General features: G+C 37.4%; 13 protein-coding genes. All 13 read left to right on the top strand.

Annotated features, from left to right (window positions below; genetic code table 11):
• Window positions 1–363: 363 nt before the first annotated feature.
• The 13 genes from Q0371_RS12515 to Q0371_RS12455 all read left to right on the top strand — a co-directional run bounded on the left by Q0371_RS12515 (window position 364) and on the right by Q0371_RS12455 (window position 16,359).
• Window positions 364–1,893: a family 10 glycosylhydrolase gene (locus tag Q0371_RS12515; protein ID WP_298471593.1), complete on the top strand. Its 1,530-nt coding sequence runs from the start codon at window positions 364–366 to the stop codon at window positions 1,891–1,893.
• A gap of 227 nt (window positions 1,894–2,120) precedes the next feature.
• The gene (locus tag Q0371_RS12510; RefSeq protein WP_298471589.1) at window positions 2,121–3,716 is read left to right on the top strand and encodes a glycoside hydrolase family 3 protein; all 1,596 of its coding nucleotides are present in this window, start codon (window positions 2,121–2,123) and stop codon (window positions 3,714–3,716) included.
• Between the two features lie 102 nt (window positions 3,717–3,818).
• Window positions 3,819–5,420, top strand: a complete 1,602-nt coding sequence (locus Q0371_RS12505) for an extracellular solute-binding protein (protein WP_169359853.1) — start codon at window positions 3,819–3,821, stop codon at window positions 5,418–5,420.
• A 79-nt stretch (window positions 5,421–5,499) separates the two neighbouring features.
• Window positions 5,500–6,456, top strand: a complete 957-nt coding sequence (locus Q0371_RS12500) for an ABC transporter permease subunit (RefSeq protein ID WP_298471586.1) — start codon at window positions 5,500–5,502, stop codon at window positions 6,454–6,456.
• A gap of 12 nt (window positions 6,457–6,468) precedes the next feature.
• Entirely contained in the window at window positions 6,469–7,359 is an 891-nt protein-coding gene (locus Q0371_RS12495; protein WP_298471584.1) for a carbohydrate ABC transporter permease, read from the top strand.
• 282 nt (window positions 7,360–7,641) lie between these two features.
• A complete protein-coding gene (locus Q0371_RS12490; protein WP_298471581.1) occupies window positions 7,642–8,259 on the top strand; it encodes a YesL family protein in 618 nt (205 codons plus the stop codon).
• 16 nt (window positions 8,260–8,275) lie between these two features.
• The gene (locus Q0371_RS12485) at window positions 8,276–9,424 is read left to right on the top strand and encodes a DUF1343 domain-containing protein (protein WP_298471578.1); all 1,149 of its coding nucleotides are present in this window, start codon (window positions 8,276–8,278) and stop codon (window positions 9,422–9,424) included.
• 10 nt (window positions 9,425–9,434) lie between these two features.
• Window positions 9,435–10,355, top strand: a complete 921-nt coding sequence (gene murQ / locus Q0371_RS12480; RefSeq protein ID WP_298471575.1) for an N-acetylmuramic acid 6-phosphate etherase — start codon at window positions 9,435–9,437, stop codon at window positions 10,353–10,355.
• A 14-nt stretch (window positions 10,356–10,369) separates the two neighbouring features.
• Window positions 10,370–12,214, top strand: a complete 1,845-nt coding sequence (locus tag Q0371_RS12475; RefSeq protein ID WP_298471572.1) for a metallophosphoesterase — start codon at window positions 10,370–10,372, stop codon at window positions 12,212–12,214.
• 58 nt (window positions 12,215–12,272) lie between these two features.
• Window positions 12,273–13,139 carry a MurR/RpiR family transcriptional regulator gene (locus tag Q0371_RS12470; protein ID WP_251553447.1) on the top strand — a complete coding sequence of 289 codons (867 nt, stop codon included), beginning with the start codon at window positions 12,273–12,275 and terminating at the stop codon, window positions 13,137–13,139.
• Window positions 13,140–13,199: 60 nt separating this feature from the next.
• Window positions 13,200–14,177 carry a BadF/BadG/BcrA/BcrD ATPase family protein gene (locus Q0371_RS12465; protein ID WP_298471568.1) on the top strand — a complete coding sequence of 326 codons (978 nt, stop codon included), beginning with the start codon at window positions 13,200–13,202 and terminating at the stop codon, window positions 14,175–14,177.
• A 9-nt stretch (window positions 14,178–14,186) separates the two neighbouring features.
• Window positions 14,187–15,134, top strand: coding sequence for a GNAT family N-acetyltransferase (locus Q0371_RS12460; protein WP_298471565.1), 948 nt, complete (start codon window positions 14,187–14,189; stop codon window positions 15,132–15,134).
• Between the two features lie 40 nt (window positions 15,135–15,174).
• A complete protein-coding gene (locus Q0371_RS12455; RefSeq protein ID WP_298471562.1) occupies window positions 15,175–16,359 on the top strand; it encodes an anhydro-N-acetylmuramic acid kinase in 1,185 nt (394 codons plus the stop codon).
• Window positions 16,360–16,864: the final 505 nt, after the last annotated feature.

Here is a 16,864-nt window from a genome sequence, read left to right as displayed (position 1 = left end):
CATTCGTTACCGCTTAAGCTTAAGTAGTAATTAATGAGTTTTTTTAATGGGAAAAAATGAAACTATATTTTATTTAAAAAGAATTATATTGACTTTTTTTATCAATTCAAATAATATACAAATAATTGCTAATATTTTGTAAAATTTAGTTATTTTGAGAAATAGTGTTGTAAAGTAATCATCTTGTTGTGGCAACGGGCGACTAAAGTGGAGAAAGTGAGCCAATAAGAAACCACACTTACATGTATTATAGATTTTCCTTCTCTAGCATCACACTAATAACTTAGTATTATATAAATTTTATGGAAAAGGAGGGCATTTATTAGTTGTATAAAAATAAGAATTGGAAAGAGGAGGAAAAGAATGAATAAAAGGTATTTTAAAGCCTTTATTGCTGTGTTACTTACGTTTACTCTATTCTTTACAAGTATCGAAACAGGAAGTGCGGTGAGTACAATTTCTCCTAAGGTTGAAATGAGAGCTTCATGGATTTCTACTGTTGCAAATATAGACTTGAAGCCAGGTATGGATGAAGCTGCTTATACATCATGGGCTCGCTCTACCATCAAAGAGTTAGAACGAAAAAATTTTAATACAGTTGTTTTTCAAGTTAAACCAACTGCCGATGCATTATATCCATCTGAGTTAGCACCTTGGTCACGTTATATTACAGGTAGTAAACAAGGGACAAACCCAGGTTACGACCCGTTGCAAATTATGCTAGATACTGCACATGAACATGGTATGGAGTTACATGCTTGGATCAATCCTTACCGAGTTACAATGGCTAATCAAAAACTAGAGGAACTAGCACCAAATAATATAGCTTCTATTCATCCTGAATGGGTAGTAAAGCATGGGACTCAATATTACTTAAATCCAGGAATTCCAGGAGTCCAAAGTTATTTAATAGACGCTGTAAAAGAACTAGTGACAAATTATGACGTGGATGCGGTTCACATGGATGATTATTTCTATCCAGGAGTTAATTTTGATGACGCTGCAACCTACGCACAGTATGGTGCTGACTTTAACGACATCGGTGACTGGAGACGTAATAACGTCAATGAACTAGTTCAACATATTAATAGTAACATCAAACAAATTAAGCCTTGGGTACAATTTGGTATTTCTCCATCAGGAATTTGGAGAAATAGTAAGGACGATCCGAATGGAAGCGAAACAAATGGATCTGCTCATTATGACTCACTTTTTGCAGACAGCAGAAAGTGGATTCAATCAGGGTATATAGACTATATTACACCGCAAGTATACTGGTCTCGTCAGTTGGCTATAGCAAACTATTCGGTGCTTCTAGAGTGGTGGAGCAGACAAACAGAAGGATATCCGATAAATCTTTACATTGGAATGGCAGATTACAAAGTTAATGCTAACTTTGATACGGCGTGGGACAATCCGTATGAATTACCAGAGCAAATTTTGGACAACCGTATAAATGGAAAGACGATGGGCCAAATGCATTTTACTCTCCGGGATATCCTTGCAAATAAGCTTGGCTATGCTGATATAGTAGAAAATGAAATTTATCAGACAAAATCCTTAACCCCTCCTACTCCATGGAACGGAGCAGAAGAACCTAAAAAACCTATACTAGTTACTGCTAAAAATGATGGGAACTCTGTTCAAATTTCAATCGACAATAAGAAGCGGAAAGATGCTAGGAAATATGTGATTTACCGCTTCGAGGGTAATAAAGCAGGGGATTACAGTAATCCCCAAAATATAGTAGGAGTTGTTTTTGATCAAGATGGCTTTGCCACTTTCCAAGATAAAAAAGTGGATCCGAATAAGCGATACACTTATGGTGTAACATCTATTTCTTACACAGGGATGGAAAGCAAGAATGCCGAGGAAACAAAAACCAAAAAGTAAGCTATTCAAAACCTGAAGCCGTTTAGGCTTCAGGTTTTTTATATGGATGAAATCTATCTTTATAAAAACATTAATTGAAATAATAAAACGAAAATAATTATAAATTTCAAAAATTATGTTTCATTTTCAAAATAAATATGATATGTTATTTAATATTCAGACTTTATAGAAAAGTCGTTGTTGTGAGAACTGTTTTTTTAATTGATTAATATAAAGAAGGTGTTTATTTGAGTCAACGGGTTGCATCTATTCAAGTCGGACAATTAATGGTTGTAGGATTTAAAGGGAAAATTGCACCAGAGGGTATCATTGACCTGATCCATCGACACCGAATTGGTGGAATTATATTGTTTAGTCATAATGTTGGTACACCTCAGGAGCTCTTAAGTTTAACCTCTTCTCTTCAGCGCGAAGCACAAAAAGCAGGCTATGAATATCCTCTTCTGATTTGCCTGGATCAAGAGAATGGGGTAGTACGTAGATTGGGAAAGGGTGCAACTACATTTCCTGGAGCAATGTCCATTGGAGCTACGGCAAACTCAGAAAATGCTTTTGATATAAGCCTTGCCACTGGAAAAGAGCTAAAAGAGTTAGGGGTTAATTGGAATTTAGCACCTGTACTAGATGTAAATAATAACCCGGATAATCCGGTTATTGGGGTTCGATCCTTCGGAGAAAATCCACATTTAGTAGCTGAATTTGGGAAAAATGCAATGAAGGGCTTGCAAAATGCAGGAGTGATCACTACATTAAAGCATTTTCCAGGTCATGGTGATTCAAATGTAGATTCCCATTTATCCCTTCCAGTGATAGGTCATACAAGAGCAAGGTTAGATGAAGTAGAGCTTGTACCATTCCAAGCTTGCATTGCCGAAGGGGCAGATACTATTATGTCTGCTCATGTTTATTTTCCTGCAATTGAGGACAGAGAAAATGTCCCTGCTACTTTGTCCAAAAAAGTAATTAGTGGGCTGTTGAGAGAGGAACTTGGATTTGACGGTGTGGTCACAACAGATTGTCTGGAAATGAAGGCAATTTCAGAAACAATTGGTACTGAAAAAGGTGCCGTTGAGGCCCTTAATGCAGGTGTAGACTTAGTAATGGTCTCACATACACATGAAGTTCAGCTACGTACGATAAAGGAATTAGAGCTAGCCTTAGCTCAGGGTGTATTACAAGAAGAGAGCTTAAAGGCTTCCCTTAATCGCATTAATAAACTGAAGGGAAAATATTTGTCATGGGAAAACACTCCCTTCCATTCCGAGTTTGTTTCACTTGGTAGTGAAGAACACAAAAATATAGCTGAGAAGGTATTTCAAGAGAGCGTTACAATCGTGAAAAATGAGGGCCTGCTCCCTTTACAGATGGATCAAACTATATTAGTAATTAATCCACCTAACCAAACTATTTATGGTGTTGAGGATGTAAAAGAAATAAAAACAACACTAAGTGATGCAATGAAGGAATTTAGTAATCAAGTAGAGGCTTATGATTTACCGACATCATTCACTCTTAAGGAAATGGATTTACTCATTCAAAGGGCAAAGGAATTTGATGTAATTGTTATTGGTACTCTATCTGTATCGGCTACTAGCTATGAGATAGAGTTGTTTAATAGACTTTTGAAATTAGGTATTCCGGTTGTTGGAGTAGCAATGAGAAATCCGTATGATTTAAGGTTTTTCCCGGATGTAACGGCATATTTAGCAACCTATGAATTTACTTATCTTGCATTAAGAACCGCAGCTCAAGCGATATTTGGAAAAGTCTCGGTTAGTGGAAAACTTCCAGTAACTTTACTTGAAACAAAGACAACATTTTAGGGGGTGAGGGATACATAAGCAGGGAGGGAAGAAGTGTTTACAAGAATAGTTTGTTTTGTTTCATAGCAATGACTATTTTAAAAAAACTAGGGGGTATTACAAATGAGAGGTAAAAAGATAATTTCGTTAGCACTTATAGCCGCATTAGCCTTAGCAGCATGTTCGGATGATGAAGCAAAAGGCACTGTAGAACCAGATAGCAAAAATTTTAACAAAACAGGAATGCCCATTGTAAACGAAACAATTAAGTTGGACATTTTTGCAGGTAAGTCAGCTACTACGGCTGATGATTGGAATGACGTTCTAATACTTAATGAATATGAAAAAATGTCAAATATAGATATTACCTGGCAGCAGGTACCAGCCGATGGATTACAAGAAAAACGAAATCTTGCTTTAGCTAGTGGAACATTGCCTGATGTTTTTTATGCGGCAACTATTCCAGTAGGGGATTTACAGAAATACGGCCAACAAGGCACATTTATTCCATTAAACGACTTAATAGAGGATTATGCACCTAATTTAAGTAAAGTGTTAGAAGCAAATCCTGAAATTAAGAAAGGGCTTACTTTCCCAGATGGGAATATTTATTCGTTCCCTACTATTTATTCACCAGAGTTCACGTCTCTATTAATAGGTGCTAAGCCTTGGATTAAACAAGATTGGTTAGATCAATTAGGTATGAAAAATCCTGAGAATTTAGATGAGCTATATGCTTACTTGAAGGCAGTAAAGGAAACTGACCTGAATGGAAATGGAAAAAATGACGAGATTCCTTTAAGTAGTGTTTCTATGACTCGTATACTACATTGGATTTCCGGAGCATTCGGTGTACAAAACAAAGGATCTCTTCATACTTTACTTGATACGGATTCTGCTGGTGAGCTTCGTTTCTTCCCAACGGCTCCAGAGTATAAAGAAATGTTAGAGTATATGCATAAATTATATTCAGAAGGCTTAATCGATCAAGGTATTTACTCCATTGACGTTCCTAAATATTTGGCTGCTGCAGCTGAGGAGTTGTATGGAGCTACTCAATTCTACAACCCTGTTGAACTCTTTGGAGAAGAAATCGGTAAGGACTATGTGGTAGGAAATGCACTTGCTGGCCCAAGTGGGGAAAAATTATACACAGGAATTACCTCTCCATTAAGAGACTTAGGAAACTTTGCTATTACGAGTGAAAATAAATACCCTGCTGAAACGGTAAGATGGTTAGATCATTTCTACAGTGATGAGGGAGCTTTGATGTTCTTCATGGGAATTGAAGGAGAAACGTTTGAACAAACAGCAGATGGACCGAAGCTATTAGATAAAATCACAAATAGTAAAGACGGACTTACGATGACACAAGAACTAGCTAAATATTTAATCAATCCAGGTGGAAATCATCCGGTAATGATTACAGATGATTACTTCACTGGATCAGAGAATGCACCAGGTGATAAAGAGGCTACGAAAGAGCTTGAACCATATTTAATAGATGAAGTATGGCCTAACTTTACCTATACTGCAGAGGAAAATGATCGAGTATCAGTTTTAAAAGCAGATATTGATAAATATGTACAAGAAATGCAAGCGAAATTTATAACAGGAGAAACTCCTTTAACTGAATGGGACTCTTATGTGGGAACCATTGAAAAAATGGGATTAAAGGACTTCATGGAGCTTCAACAAAAGGCGTATGAAAGATACAAAGATTAATAAATGAGTTGCTTTCTAATTTGCAGAGGAAGTATCTTCCTCTGCAATATTAGAAAAACGGGGAGAAGGGGGTAAAAATATGCACATTAATGAAACAAAAGCAAAGCATGGGGTTGTTCCGAAAGTGAGTCGTTTTGCTAAAATCAAAAGAAATTTCCTAAAAAGCTGGCAGCTCTATGTTTTCTTACTTCCTGCGCTTTTATATTTTTTAATCTTTCACTATGTTCCTATGTATGGAGTACAAATAGCCTTTAAAAACTTTATGGCTAATCAAGGGATTTGGGGAAGTCCGTGGATTGGATTTGATCATTTTACGCGCTTTTTTGATTCATACTACTTTTGGAGATTAATAAAAAATACAATCATTCTTAGTCTATATCAATTGTTATTATTCCCTTTGCCAATTATTTTGGCCCTTTCATTAAACGAGCTGAAAAATGGTGCTTTTAAAAAATGGGCTCAAACACTTACATATGCTCCTCACTTTATATCCGTAGTTGTAGTTGTTGGGATGATTGTCATTTTCTTAGATCCTGCAAATGGTTTAGTCAATCAAATCATCACTCTCTTTGGCGGGGAAAAAATACGCTTTTTAGATGAGGCTAGTTGGTTTAGACATATATTTGTTTGGTCTGGGGTATGGCAAACATTAGGCTGGAGCTCCATAATTTACTTAGCCGCATTAGCAGGCATTAATCCAGAACTACATGAGGCGGCAGAAGTAGACGGTGCATCCAAATTACAACGAATTCTACATATCAACATACCGGGTATTTTCCCAACCATTGTCGTTCTACTTATATTGAACATTGGTAGCTTTATGTCTGTAGGATTTGAAAAGGTTTTACTATTACAAAATAGCTTGAACTCTGAAACCTCAGATGTCATACAAACCTATGTATATCAAGCTGGATTACTAGAAGGTCAATATAGTTTTGCAGCAGCTATTGGTTTATTTGACTCCATCATTAACATAGCTTTACTAATAACCTTCAATTATGTTGCAAGAAAAACTAGCAATAACAGCTTATGGTAAGGAGGGGTTCAAATGAAAAAAGTTAGTTTGTCTGATAAAGGCTTTGACGTGCTAAACAAAATATTCTTAACGGTCATCGTCATTTTAATAGTTTATCCGCTTGTCTTCGTTATTAGTGCCTCCATAAGTGATCCCTTAGCCGTAAGCTCAGGGAAAATGTGGTTATGGCCAGTCGATATTACATTTGAAGGTTATAGAAAAATATTACAAAATGACTCTATTTGGCTAGGGTATCGCAATACCATTTTATATACCGCAGTAGGAACACTTCTCCATTTATTTGTTCTGTTGCCATGTGCTTATGCACTTTCTAGAAAAGAGTTAATGGGAAGTAAGTATATCTTATGGTTTGTTCTATTCACAATGATGTTCAGTGGTGGTTTAATTCCAACTTATTTAGTGATCAAAACGTTAGGAATGCTTGATACCATTTGGGCTATTGTAATACCTGGAGTGGTTGGGGCTTGGTCTATTTTAGTAGCGAGAACTTTCTTCCAAAGCAGTATTCCGGATCAGTTAGTAGAAGCGGCTAAAATTGACGGAGCATCTGATTTTTATATGTTTATCAAAATTGTATTACCACTATCATTGCCAATTATAGCGGTTATGGCATTGTTCCATGCAGTTGGCTTATGGAATCAATATTTTAATGCGTTAATTTATCTGTCTGATCGGGATAAATATCCTCTTCAGCTCATTTTGAGGGAGATATTAGTAGTAAATCAGGCACAATTAGGCGAAGGGTCTGGGGAACAAACGGAATCGCTCATCCAACAGGTGAGGACAGGTGGTCTTATTAAATATGCGGTCATCATCATTTCCTCTTTACCATTACTAATTGTTTACCCGTTTTTACAACGATTCTTTGTCCAAGGCGTATTAATCGGTTCGATTAAAGAATAGCTTTTCATGGTGTCTAGCTTCGGCGCCTTGCCCCTCGGGTCAAATGGATAAATACTTCGGTGGCTGAAGAGCTGCCTCCTCGTATTTCCCCATTTGCCTGCCAGGGCAGAGATAGGCGCCTACGCTTTTCGTGGTGTCTAGCTTCGGCGCCTTGCCCCTCGGGTCAAATGGTTAAAAGCTCCGGTGGCTGAAGAGCTGCCTCCTCGCTTTTTTTCATTTGCCTGTCGGGGCAGAGATAGGCGCCTACGCTTTTCAATTTAAACATAGAAGGGAGAGTCTACTATGAACAGTTTTGTTAATGGATACTATCAGTTTGCGGTGTGGGCAATGAGGTTAGCATACTTGAACATACTTTGGTTTGTATTCACACTAGTAGGCTTGTTCTTTTTTGGACTCATGCCTGCTACAGCGGGTATGTTTGCTGTAGTAAGAAAATGGGTTTCTGGAGATACAGATATTCCCGTATTTCAAGCCTTTTGGAAATCTTATCGTCAAGAATTTTTTAAAGCTAATCTACTCGGATACATACTTGCCGGTATAGGATATCTACTATATATTGAGCTGCAAATTTTAAGAGCTCAGGAGAATATGGTTTACTTTGTGGCAAGCTATGGGGTAATAGCACTTTTTATAGTTTTACTTATTGTATTGTTATACTCTTTCCCAATCTTTGTACATTTCAATATAAGCACCTTACAAAATATTAAATGGGCTTTTGTAATAGGAGTCATTCATCCTATACTAACGATTGCATTGATTGCAATATTATTATTTGTTCACTATGTAACTTTTATAACCATTCCCGCTTTACTCTTTTTCTTTGGTGGAAGTGTAACCGCCTTTATCTTAACGTGGGGAGCGTCTAAAACGTTTACAAAGTATGAGCCCTCAAATGTCTGATTAGTGGAGGAAACAAATGAAGCTAGGGGTAGAAGTATTTTTGGAAGATGGCTATAAACCTTTTATAGGAAATCGTATAGGCTTGGTGACGAATATGACGGGTGTAAACCAAAAGCTCACACCGACTATTGAATTGTTTGTCGATCATCCTGGCATAAATCTTACAGCTTTATATGGTCCAGAGCATGGGATACGTGGAGATGCTAAAGAAGGAGAAGGAGTTCAGTCTTCGATAGACCCTTACACAAATCTTCCGGTTTACAGTCTATATGGTGATTCAAGGAAGCCTACAAAAGAGATGTTAGAATCTGTTGATGTCATTGTTTTCGATCTGCAGGATATTGGTTCAAGATACTTCACGTACATTTATACAATGGCATATGTAATGGAAGCCTGTGGAGAGCAAGGAAAACAGTTTGTTGTATTGGATCGACCAAATCCAATTTCTGGTGACCGAATAGAAGGAAACCTTGTGGAAGAGGATGTTCGCTCCTTTGTTGGTTTGTTACCTATTCCAAATAGACATGGGATGACTGTAGGAGAACTTGCCCAGTTGTTTAAATATAAGTTTGGATATAATTGTGACTTAACAGTTGTTCCAATGGAGGGTTGGCTACGATCCATGTACTTTGATGACACTCCTGTATTGTGGGTACCCCCTTCTCCAAATACTACTAATATTGATATGAATGTATTATATCCTGGAACCTGTTTAATAGAAGGAACTAACTTATCTGAAGGGCGAGGCACTACAAGACCCTTTGAATGGATCGGTGCTCCTTATGTGGATGGGCAAAGGCTAGCAAAGGTATTTAATGAGAAAAAGATAGAAGGCGTTATCGCAAGGCCCATTTCTTTTAAACCAACTTATCAAAAGCATATGAATGTTATTTGCAGCGGAATTCAGCTACATATTGTCGATCGCCGCATATTAAATGCTTGGGAAACTGGTCTCTTGCTTATAGAGACAATCGCAGAAATGTATCCAAAGGATTTCTCATTTATAGAAAATGGGCAGAAGAAGTATTTCTTTGACTTGTTGGCTGGATCTAAAAGTATGAGGGAACGTATTTGGAATGGAACGACAAAAGAATATATAGAGAATTGTCTATCTTTAATAGAAGGCTTTCAAAAAGAAAAGCAAATATACGACATATATAACTAGGATGATTAAAATGAATGATTTATCTAATTTGAATAAACTGTCAACCGAACAGAGAAATAGCCATTCCATAAACATTGATCATATGTCTACTAAAAGCATTTTAGCAATGATTAATGAAGAGGATAAACGTGTCGCTGAATGTGTACAGGATGAAATAGATGATATTGAAAGGGCTGCAGAGGCTGTATTCAACTCATTGAAATCTGGTGGAAGACTATTTTATGTTGGAGCGGGAACAAGTGGGAGACTAGGTATTTTAGATGCGGTCGAATGTCCACCCACCTTTGGGACACCGTCCAATTTAGTGCAGGCTGTTATGGCAGGTGGCCTTTCAGCTTTCGAAAAAGCGGTAGAGGGCGCCGAGGATAGTCCAGAGAAAGGTAAAGAAGATTTAAGAGAAAGAGCTTTGTCTAGTTATGATGTAGTGATAGGAATAGCAGCGAGTGGAAGAACGCCATATGTAATTGGGGCATTAGAATACGCTAATGAGGTTGGTGCACAAACGATCAGTTTAACTGCAAACAAAAATTCCTCCATCAGTGAACATGCTACTATTAAAATTGAAGTAGAGACTGGACCAGAGGTAATTACGGGGTCTACAAGGATGAAAGCAGCTACTGCACATAAGCTCATTTTAAATATGATCTCAACAACGGTTATGATTAAGCTAGGTAAGGTTTATGAAAACTTAATGGTAGATGTATCCGTTAGCAATGAAAAGCTAAAAGAGCGAGCGAAGGGTATTATTCAAACGATTACTAACCAGTCATATCAAGAGGCAGAAGAATTTTTAGAACTTGCAAATAATGAAGTAAAACCTGCGATAGTAATGATGAAAGCTAATGTGAATTATGAAGAGGCAATAGATTATATTAAACAGGCAAACGGTTTTGTAAGAAAGGCTATTGAATTGGCGGATAGGAATTTATAAGAGGAGGGAAAAGGATGAATGAACATAAGATGCTAATCTTGGACGATTTCAATAATGCCAATCTTAGTGACTATGAAACCAATCATTCCTTTGTCTCCTCCTATTATTTATCTTTAAACAAAGATTACGTCAAGCATGGAAAGTATAGCTTAGAGGTTAGCTTTAACTACGGAGGTTGGGTTAAAGGAAATGGAGCTATGTATATCAAGTTTAAAAAGAAGTTAGTGACACAGCAGATGCCAAAAAAGCTGGCAGTGTGGGTCCATAGTGATGGAAAAACACCATGGCTACGAGCAACCATAATTGATGGAGATAATGAACGGAAGATAATTAACTTAACTAATGGAAATATAAGCTGGAATGGATGGAAATACTTAGATGTAGAGTTGGAGCAAAACTGGAAGCTTCCATTAAGGTTGGAGCAAATATATGCAGTTGAAACAAATTTGGTTAATCAAAAAGACTCCAGTATTAATGGAAAGTTCTATTTGGATCATATTACATTTGTATATGTAGATGATCAAGACTTAACGGGACCAATTTTTAGTGACATATTACCGCAAAAGGAGAAGATATATAGAAATTCCTTTGTCTTCTCTGCAGTAGTGAGCGATGACATGTCAGGTGTAGATTTCGATTCTTTAATCATGAAAATCAATAATAAATTGGTTGTTCCTTCTGTTCGAGCGAACAAAATATCTTATCATGTAAAAGAGCTTCAAGAGGGAAATTGTAAAGTTAGCATCCAAGTAAAAGATTTGGCTGGTAATTGGTCAGTACCGTATCTAGAAAAAAATTATTTAATAGATTTAAATGAAGATCATGAATGTCCTATTATATCTGATGTCACACCAAGTGATTCCGCTTTAATTCATACAGCTACACCGCGAATTGGCTTTCGACTTTGTGATGAACATAGTGGGATTGAAAAGAACGATATAATTCTTACTATTAATAATGAAAAGCAAAAAGTGTTCTATGATGAAGAAACCGGCTGGGGATTTGCAATATCTAGTAGTCATTTAATAGATGGTCCACATCACCTTTCTATTCATACAAAGGATCGAGCGGGAAATGAAATGGACCCATATCAGCAAAATTTTGTTGTTCACTCTATAAAAGGGCCAATAGACGAGGACAACTTTATAGTAGGCATAATTCCAGATACACATACGCTGGAGCATGGAAAAGCTGCTTTAGTACATTTATTGGAGGAAGCACCTGAGTTTATCATACATATGGGTGACTTTGTAGATCAAGGAACAGAAGAGGAATTTAAGTTAGCGAAGACATCTCTATTTTCGGATATGAAGAAACATATACCCATATTAACGCTTGCTGGGAATCATGAAGCATTTCGAGGAAACTTAACGCTATATCAGAGCTTTATGGGTTCACCATCCTATCATTTTACGTATGGGAAAGTACTGTTTATCATTTTAAATAGTGCTTTAGGGCAAAGTCTCACGCTTTCAGACTCAACCCAATTAACTTACCTGAAGGAAGTATTATCTACCCATGAGCAAAAGCATATTGTAGTACTTACTCATGTACCTACTAAGGACCATTTTGGAACTGCACATGAAATGGTATATGAAGATTCCGTTCAATTAGTAGAAATACTTACCGAACACAAAAGTGAATTACCTTCTAGAGACATTGTAGTTTTATTTGGACATTTACATACGCAAGACCAATGGGAAGTTAGCGGAGTGAGATACATTATTACAGGCAATGCCTCACCAAAAAAATATGTAATGAAGCAGGAGAATAACATTGGTTACGGACTACTCCATATACAATCTAACGGTATGTATTATGAATACAAGCCTTTTAACTTAATACCTCCGGTGACCTAGTAAAAAGGGAGAGGTATAGTTAAAAAGCTATTTCAAGGAAGAAATGAGTGGATAAATTATGTCATCTGCCAACGGTGGACTAGTTATGCTAAATGAAATGGTGAATACATTGCCACCCTCTGAGAAGAAAATTGCAAGATATATATTAAATCATCCTCAAGAGGCAATTTCTTTAACTGCAGTTGAATTAGGGAAAAGAAGCTCTACTAGTGGGGCGGCAGTCATCAGGCTTTGTAAGTCATTAGATTTAAAAGGCTTACAAGATCTGAAGCTCAGAATTGCAGGAGATTTACAAAAGACAACAGAGCATGGTTTTAGAGATATTGAACCGAACGAACCGATTATGTCGATAATAGATAAGATGACAAACAATAGTATTAAAACGATTCGAGAAACGGCAGAAATGCTAAATACCGAAGAATTAGAAAAAGCTATTGACCTGCTTAGAGTGGCAAATACAATCCATTTTGTTGGCGTAGGTGCTTCTAATATCATTGCACAAGATGCTCAACAAAAGTTTTTACGCATTAACAAGAACTCTTATGCCTTTCCAGATATGCATTTAGCAATGACACTCGTAGCTACTGCGGAAAAAGGGGATGTGGTTGTGGCAATTTCCTTTTCTGGAGAGACATCAGAAGTTGCTAGAGTTTTAGAGCTTGCTAAGGAAAAAGGTATCTCTATTATCAGTATTACGAAATATGGTAACTCCATCGTTTCTAAAATTGCAGACATTAAGCTATATACGTCTGCCACTAGAGAATCAACGTTTCGTAGTGGCGCTACCTCGTCTCGAATTGGACAGCTGCAAGTGGTGGATATTTTGTTTATGGGAGTTGCTTCTCTGCAATATGAAGAAACGGTTAAGTATTTAGATGCTACCCGAGATGCGGTCAATTTTCTATCAAAGGATTCAAAGAAATAATTATTCATAAGCTGACTCTTCTATGAGTTGGCTTGTTTATTGTCAAAAGGGGTGTAGAGAATGTATGTGTTAGGGATTGATGGCGGAGGAACGAAAACTACTGGAATCATTGCTACATCTAAAGGTGAAGTAGTAGCAAAAGCGACGGTTGGTGGAACTAATATTAATAGTACGGGGAAAATAGCTGTCCAATCAGAACTGCAAAAGCTTATAAGGGAACTAAAAGAATTGGCACCACAAAATTTCTTACTAGTAAAGCGTGTATTTGCTGGTATGGCAGGAGCGGGCAATATAACCAACCAAGACGCCTTAAAAGCCATACTACAACCTCTATTTTCTTCAGAGGTAAGTATTACTATAGACCATGATGCGATTACAGCACTTTATTCCGGGACAATAGGAAAACCAGGGATAGTCCAAATTGCTGGAACTGGAGCAATCACATACGGTGTGAATGAAGCCTCAGATCGAGCGCGTGTAGGAGGATGGGGCCATCTGTTTGGAGATCAAGGGAGTGGATATGCCATTGGTAGAGATGCATTAGAAGCTGCCTTTAAAGCGAGGGATGGTCTCATGGAACAAACATTATTGTCTGACCTACTTATCCAGCATTTCAATAAAGAAGAATTACCGGATATTATTCCGGTTATTTATCAGGCAGACAATCCGAAAAAGCTGATATCCTCGCTCACGGTGCTTGTTATGAAGGCGGTAGAACGTAATGATTTATTGGCTAAGCATATCATCGATCATAATGGAGCAGAGCTTGGAATGGCGATATCTGCTCTTGTAAAACAGCTATTCAGCCAAAGGAATGTTGTTATACGAGTTGTTTTAGTAGGTGGACTTTTTAATAGATATGACATTTTGAAAGAATCAATCGAAAGAACGATTAAAAATGAAGGTATTCATGTAGATATAATCTTCCCGAAAATATTACCGGCAGGTGGGGCAGTAGTTGCTGCTCTTTTAGAAGAAAATATAGAAATAGATGAGTATTTTTTAGAAACATTTAATAGAACAAACTATGATAATTGAGGTGAAAGCATGCAGTTGATAGAATGGCGGTTAGATAGACTAGATGAATTGGTGAGTTTGTGGAATCAAGAGCTAGGTAGAGATTTTCCAATGCGAAAGGAGCTATTTGAGCAAAATAGTTTTCAGGATGAAAATATTTGCTATGATGCTTCGCGAATAGCTGTAAATGAGCAAGGTCAAATAATCGGGTTTGTAGTAGGTAAAAGGTGGCAGGAAGAATTAGAGATACCGATGAAGGATAAAACAGGCTGGATTCAAGTAATTCTTGTTCATCATGAGTACCGAAACAAGGGAATCGGCTCTAATCTATTAAGGCATGCAGAGGACGCTTTTCAATTAGCTGGAATGCAGGAAATATTATTAGGAAAAGACCCATGGCACTATTTCCCTGGCGTCCCATTAGATAGCTATGAAGATTGGTTTGAAAAAAGAGGCTATCATTCTTTTGGAAAAGAGTTCGATATGCTCTGTAAATATGAGGGTGAGGTAGCGAAAGAATTACCTGCTCTTCCTAATGTTGAGTTTTCGATATTAAAGTATGAGGAAAAGGAGGCGTTCCTTACATTTTTACATCGATGCTTTCCAGGACGATGGGAATACGAGGCTCATCAATATTTCCAAAAGGGTGGGAATGGTAGGGAATTTGCCGTTCTTAAAAAAGAAAATAAGATTATTGGGTTTTCAAGAATTAACGATAATAGCTCGCCCTTAATTGCTCAAAACGTGTACTGGGCACCGCTATTCAGCCAAGAATTAGGGGGGGTAGGACCTTTAGGGGTCGATTCTGCGGAACGCGGAAATGGATACGGTATAGCAATCGTACAAGCTGCTATAGCTTTTCTAAGAAATAGAGACATTAAACATATTGTCATTGATTGGACAGGGCTTGTCGATTTTTATCGTAAATTAGATTATAAGGTTTGGAAAGGCTATACCTCTTATAGAAAAGTACTCTAATATGCTTTTATTATAAATTTCTTTATAGGGAGAGATGTATTTGGAAGAGCAAACAAGCTATGTAGTTGGCCTTATGTCCGGAACATCACTGGATGGGGTAGATGCAGCTCTCATCAACATTATTGATATTAATGACAATTTGCAAATAGATTTAGTAACGTATTTGTCAGTCCCTTACTCAAGGGAACTAAAAGAAAGGCTTAGAGAAATTTGCACTCCTGAAATAGCAAAAGTAGCAGACATTAGTGGGATGAATATGTATTTAGCAGAAATCTTCTCTGAGGCTACCTTATCTATTATTCAACAAGCAAATTTAACGCCGAAAGATATTTTACTTGTAAGCTCCCATGGTCAAACTATCTTTCACCAGCCGACTTCCATTAACATTGAAGGAAGAGATGTTACATCTACTCTACAAATAGGGGACATAGCAGTAATTGCTGAACGTACCGGTATTACAACTGTTGGTGATTTTAGGACACGAGACATGGCTGTAGGGGGAGGGGGAGCTCCGTTAGTCCCTTATGCTGATCATATGCTTTATACGAATAAGAGTCATGGGAGAGTGCTCGTTAATATAGGAGGAATAGCTAACATAACTGTCCTTCCGAAAGGAGCTACAGCATCGGAGGTTATTGCATACGATACCGGTCCAGGAAATATGATCATTGATGCATTTGTCCATTGGGCAACAAATGGGAAGCGTGACTATGATCGCGAAGGGGCTATCGCAGCAAGCGGCAATGTGAATGAAAAATGGCTAACTAAGCTACTTGCTTATCCGTTCTTCCATCAGGATTACCCAAAAAGCACCGGTAGAGAGATGTTTGGAAGTCAATTTGCGAGAATGCTGTGGGACGAAGCTGAACATTTAGCTATTAGTCTGGATGATCGGATTGCTACCATTACTGCATTAACTGCACGGACGATTGCTACAGAGATTTTGAAATTCATTGAATCTGCACAGATAGAAGAAGTAATTGTTAGTGGCGGGGGGAGACATAATTTGACCCTTTTCAACAGCCTGCAAGTTTATATGTCAGATCGTGTTTCTGTGGTTGGAATGGAAGCATATGAAATAAGCGCAGATGCTAAAGAGGCGGTAATTTTCGCTTTATTAGGCTATCAATGCTTAAAGAAAAAAACAAATAACCTCCCTTCAGCTACCGGAGCTAAAAAAGCAGTTGTTATGGGCAAAATAGCTTGGGGAAATTCGATTGTGTAAGTGGATTTAATACAGGGATCGTAACCAAAAAGCATTTCTTCTGTACGGATTGCGAAAGTTACATGTGCTATATAAGTAGGGATGAAAGAGACAGCTAACACATCAAAATTGCGCGTGTTAATGACGGGTGATGACTTATCGCTTACCACGTGAAATGCGCCCGTATACAGGATAATCAATTCTACTCTATAAATATAAAAGCATTCTAAATGTCATAATTCTTATATTTGTAGCTTGCGTTAGCAAATCAAAATAAAAAATATAAGCTTTGTTAAAGTTATTGGTTGATTTTTACTAACAATTCTTTTTATAGTGACTGTAAACATAAACAAGGAACTTTCAAATGGCTATTAAGAACATAAATAGATGATGAAATTGGGGTTAGTGACAGTTTTTCAGCTGTTTATGTTAGTATTTGTTAGCGCTTTATCGATGCTAAAGCTGTTACCGTTTATTGATTGGAGCACCAGACGGCGACTCCTACGGGATGAGTGAGACAGATAAG

Source organism: uncultured Psychrobacillus sp., from assembly GCF_938022135.1.
In the GTDB taxonomy this organism is placed as follows: domain Bacteria; phylum Bacillota; class Bacilli; order Bacillales_A; family Planococcaceae; genus Psychrobacillus.
This window is presented reverse-complemented; position numbering and strand designations above follow the sequence as displayed.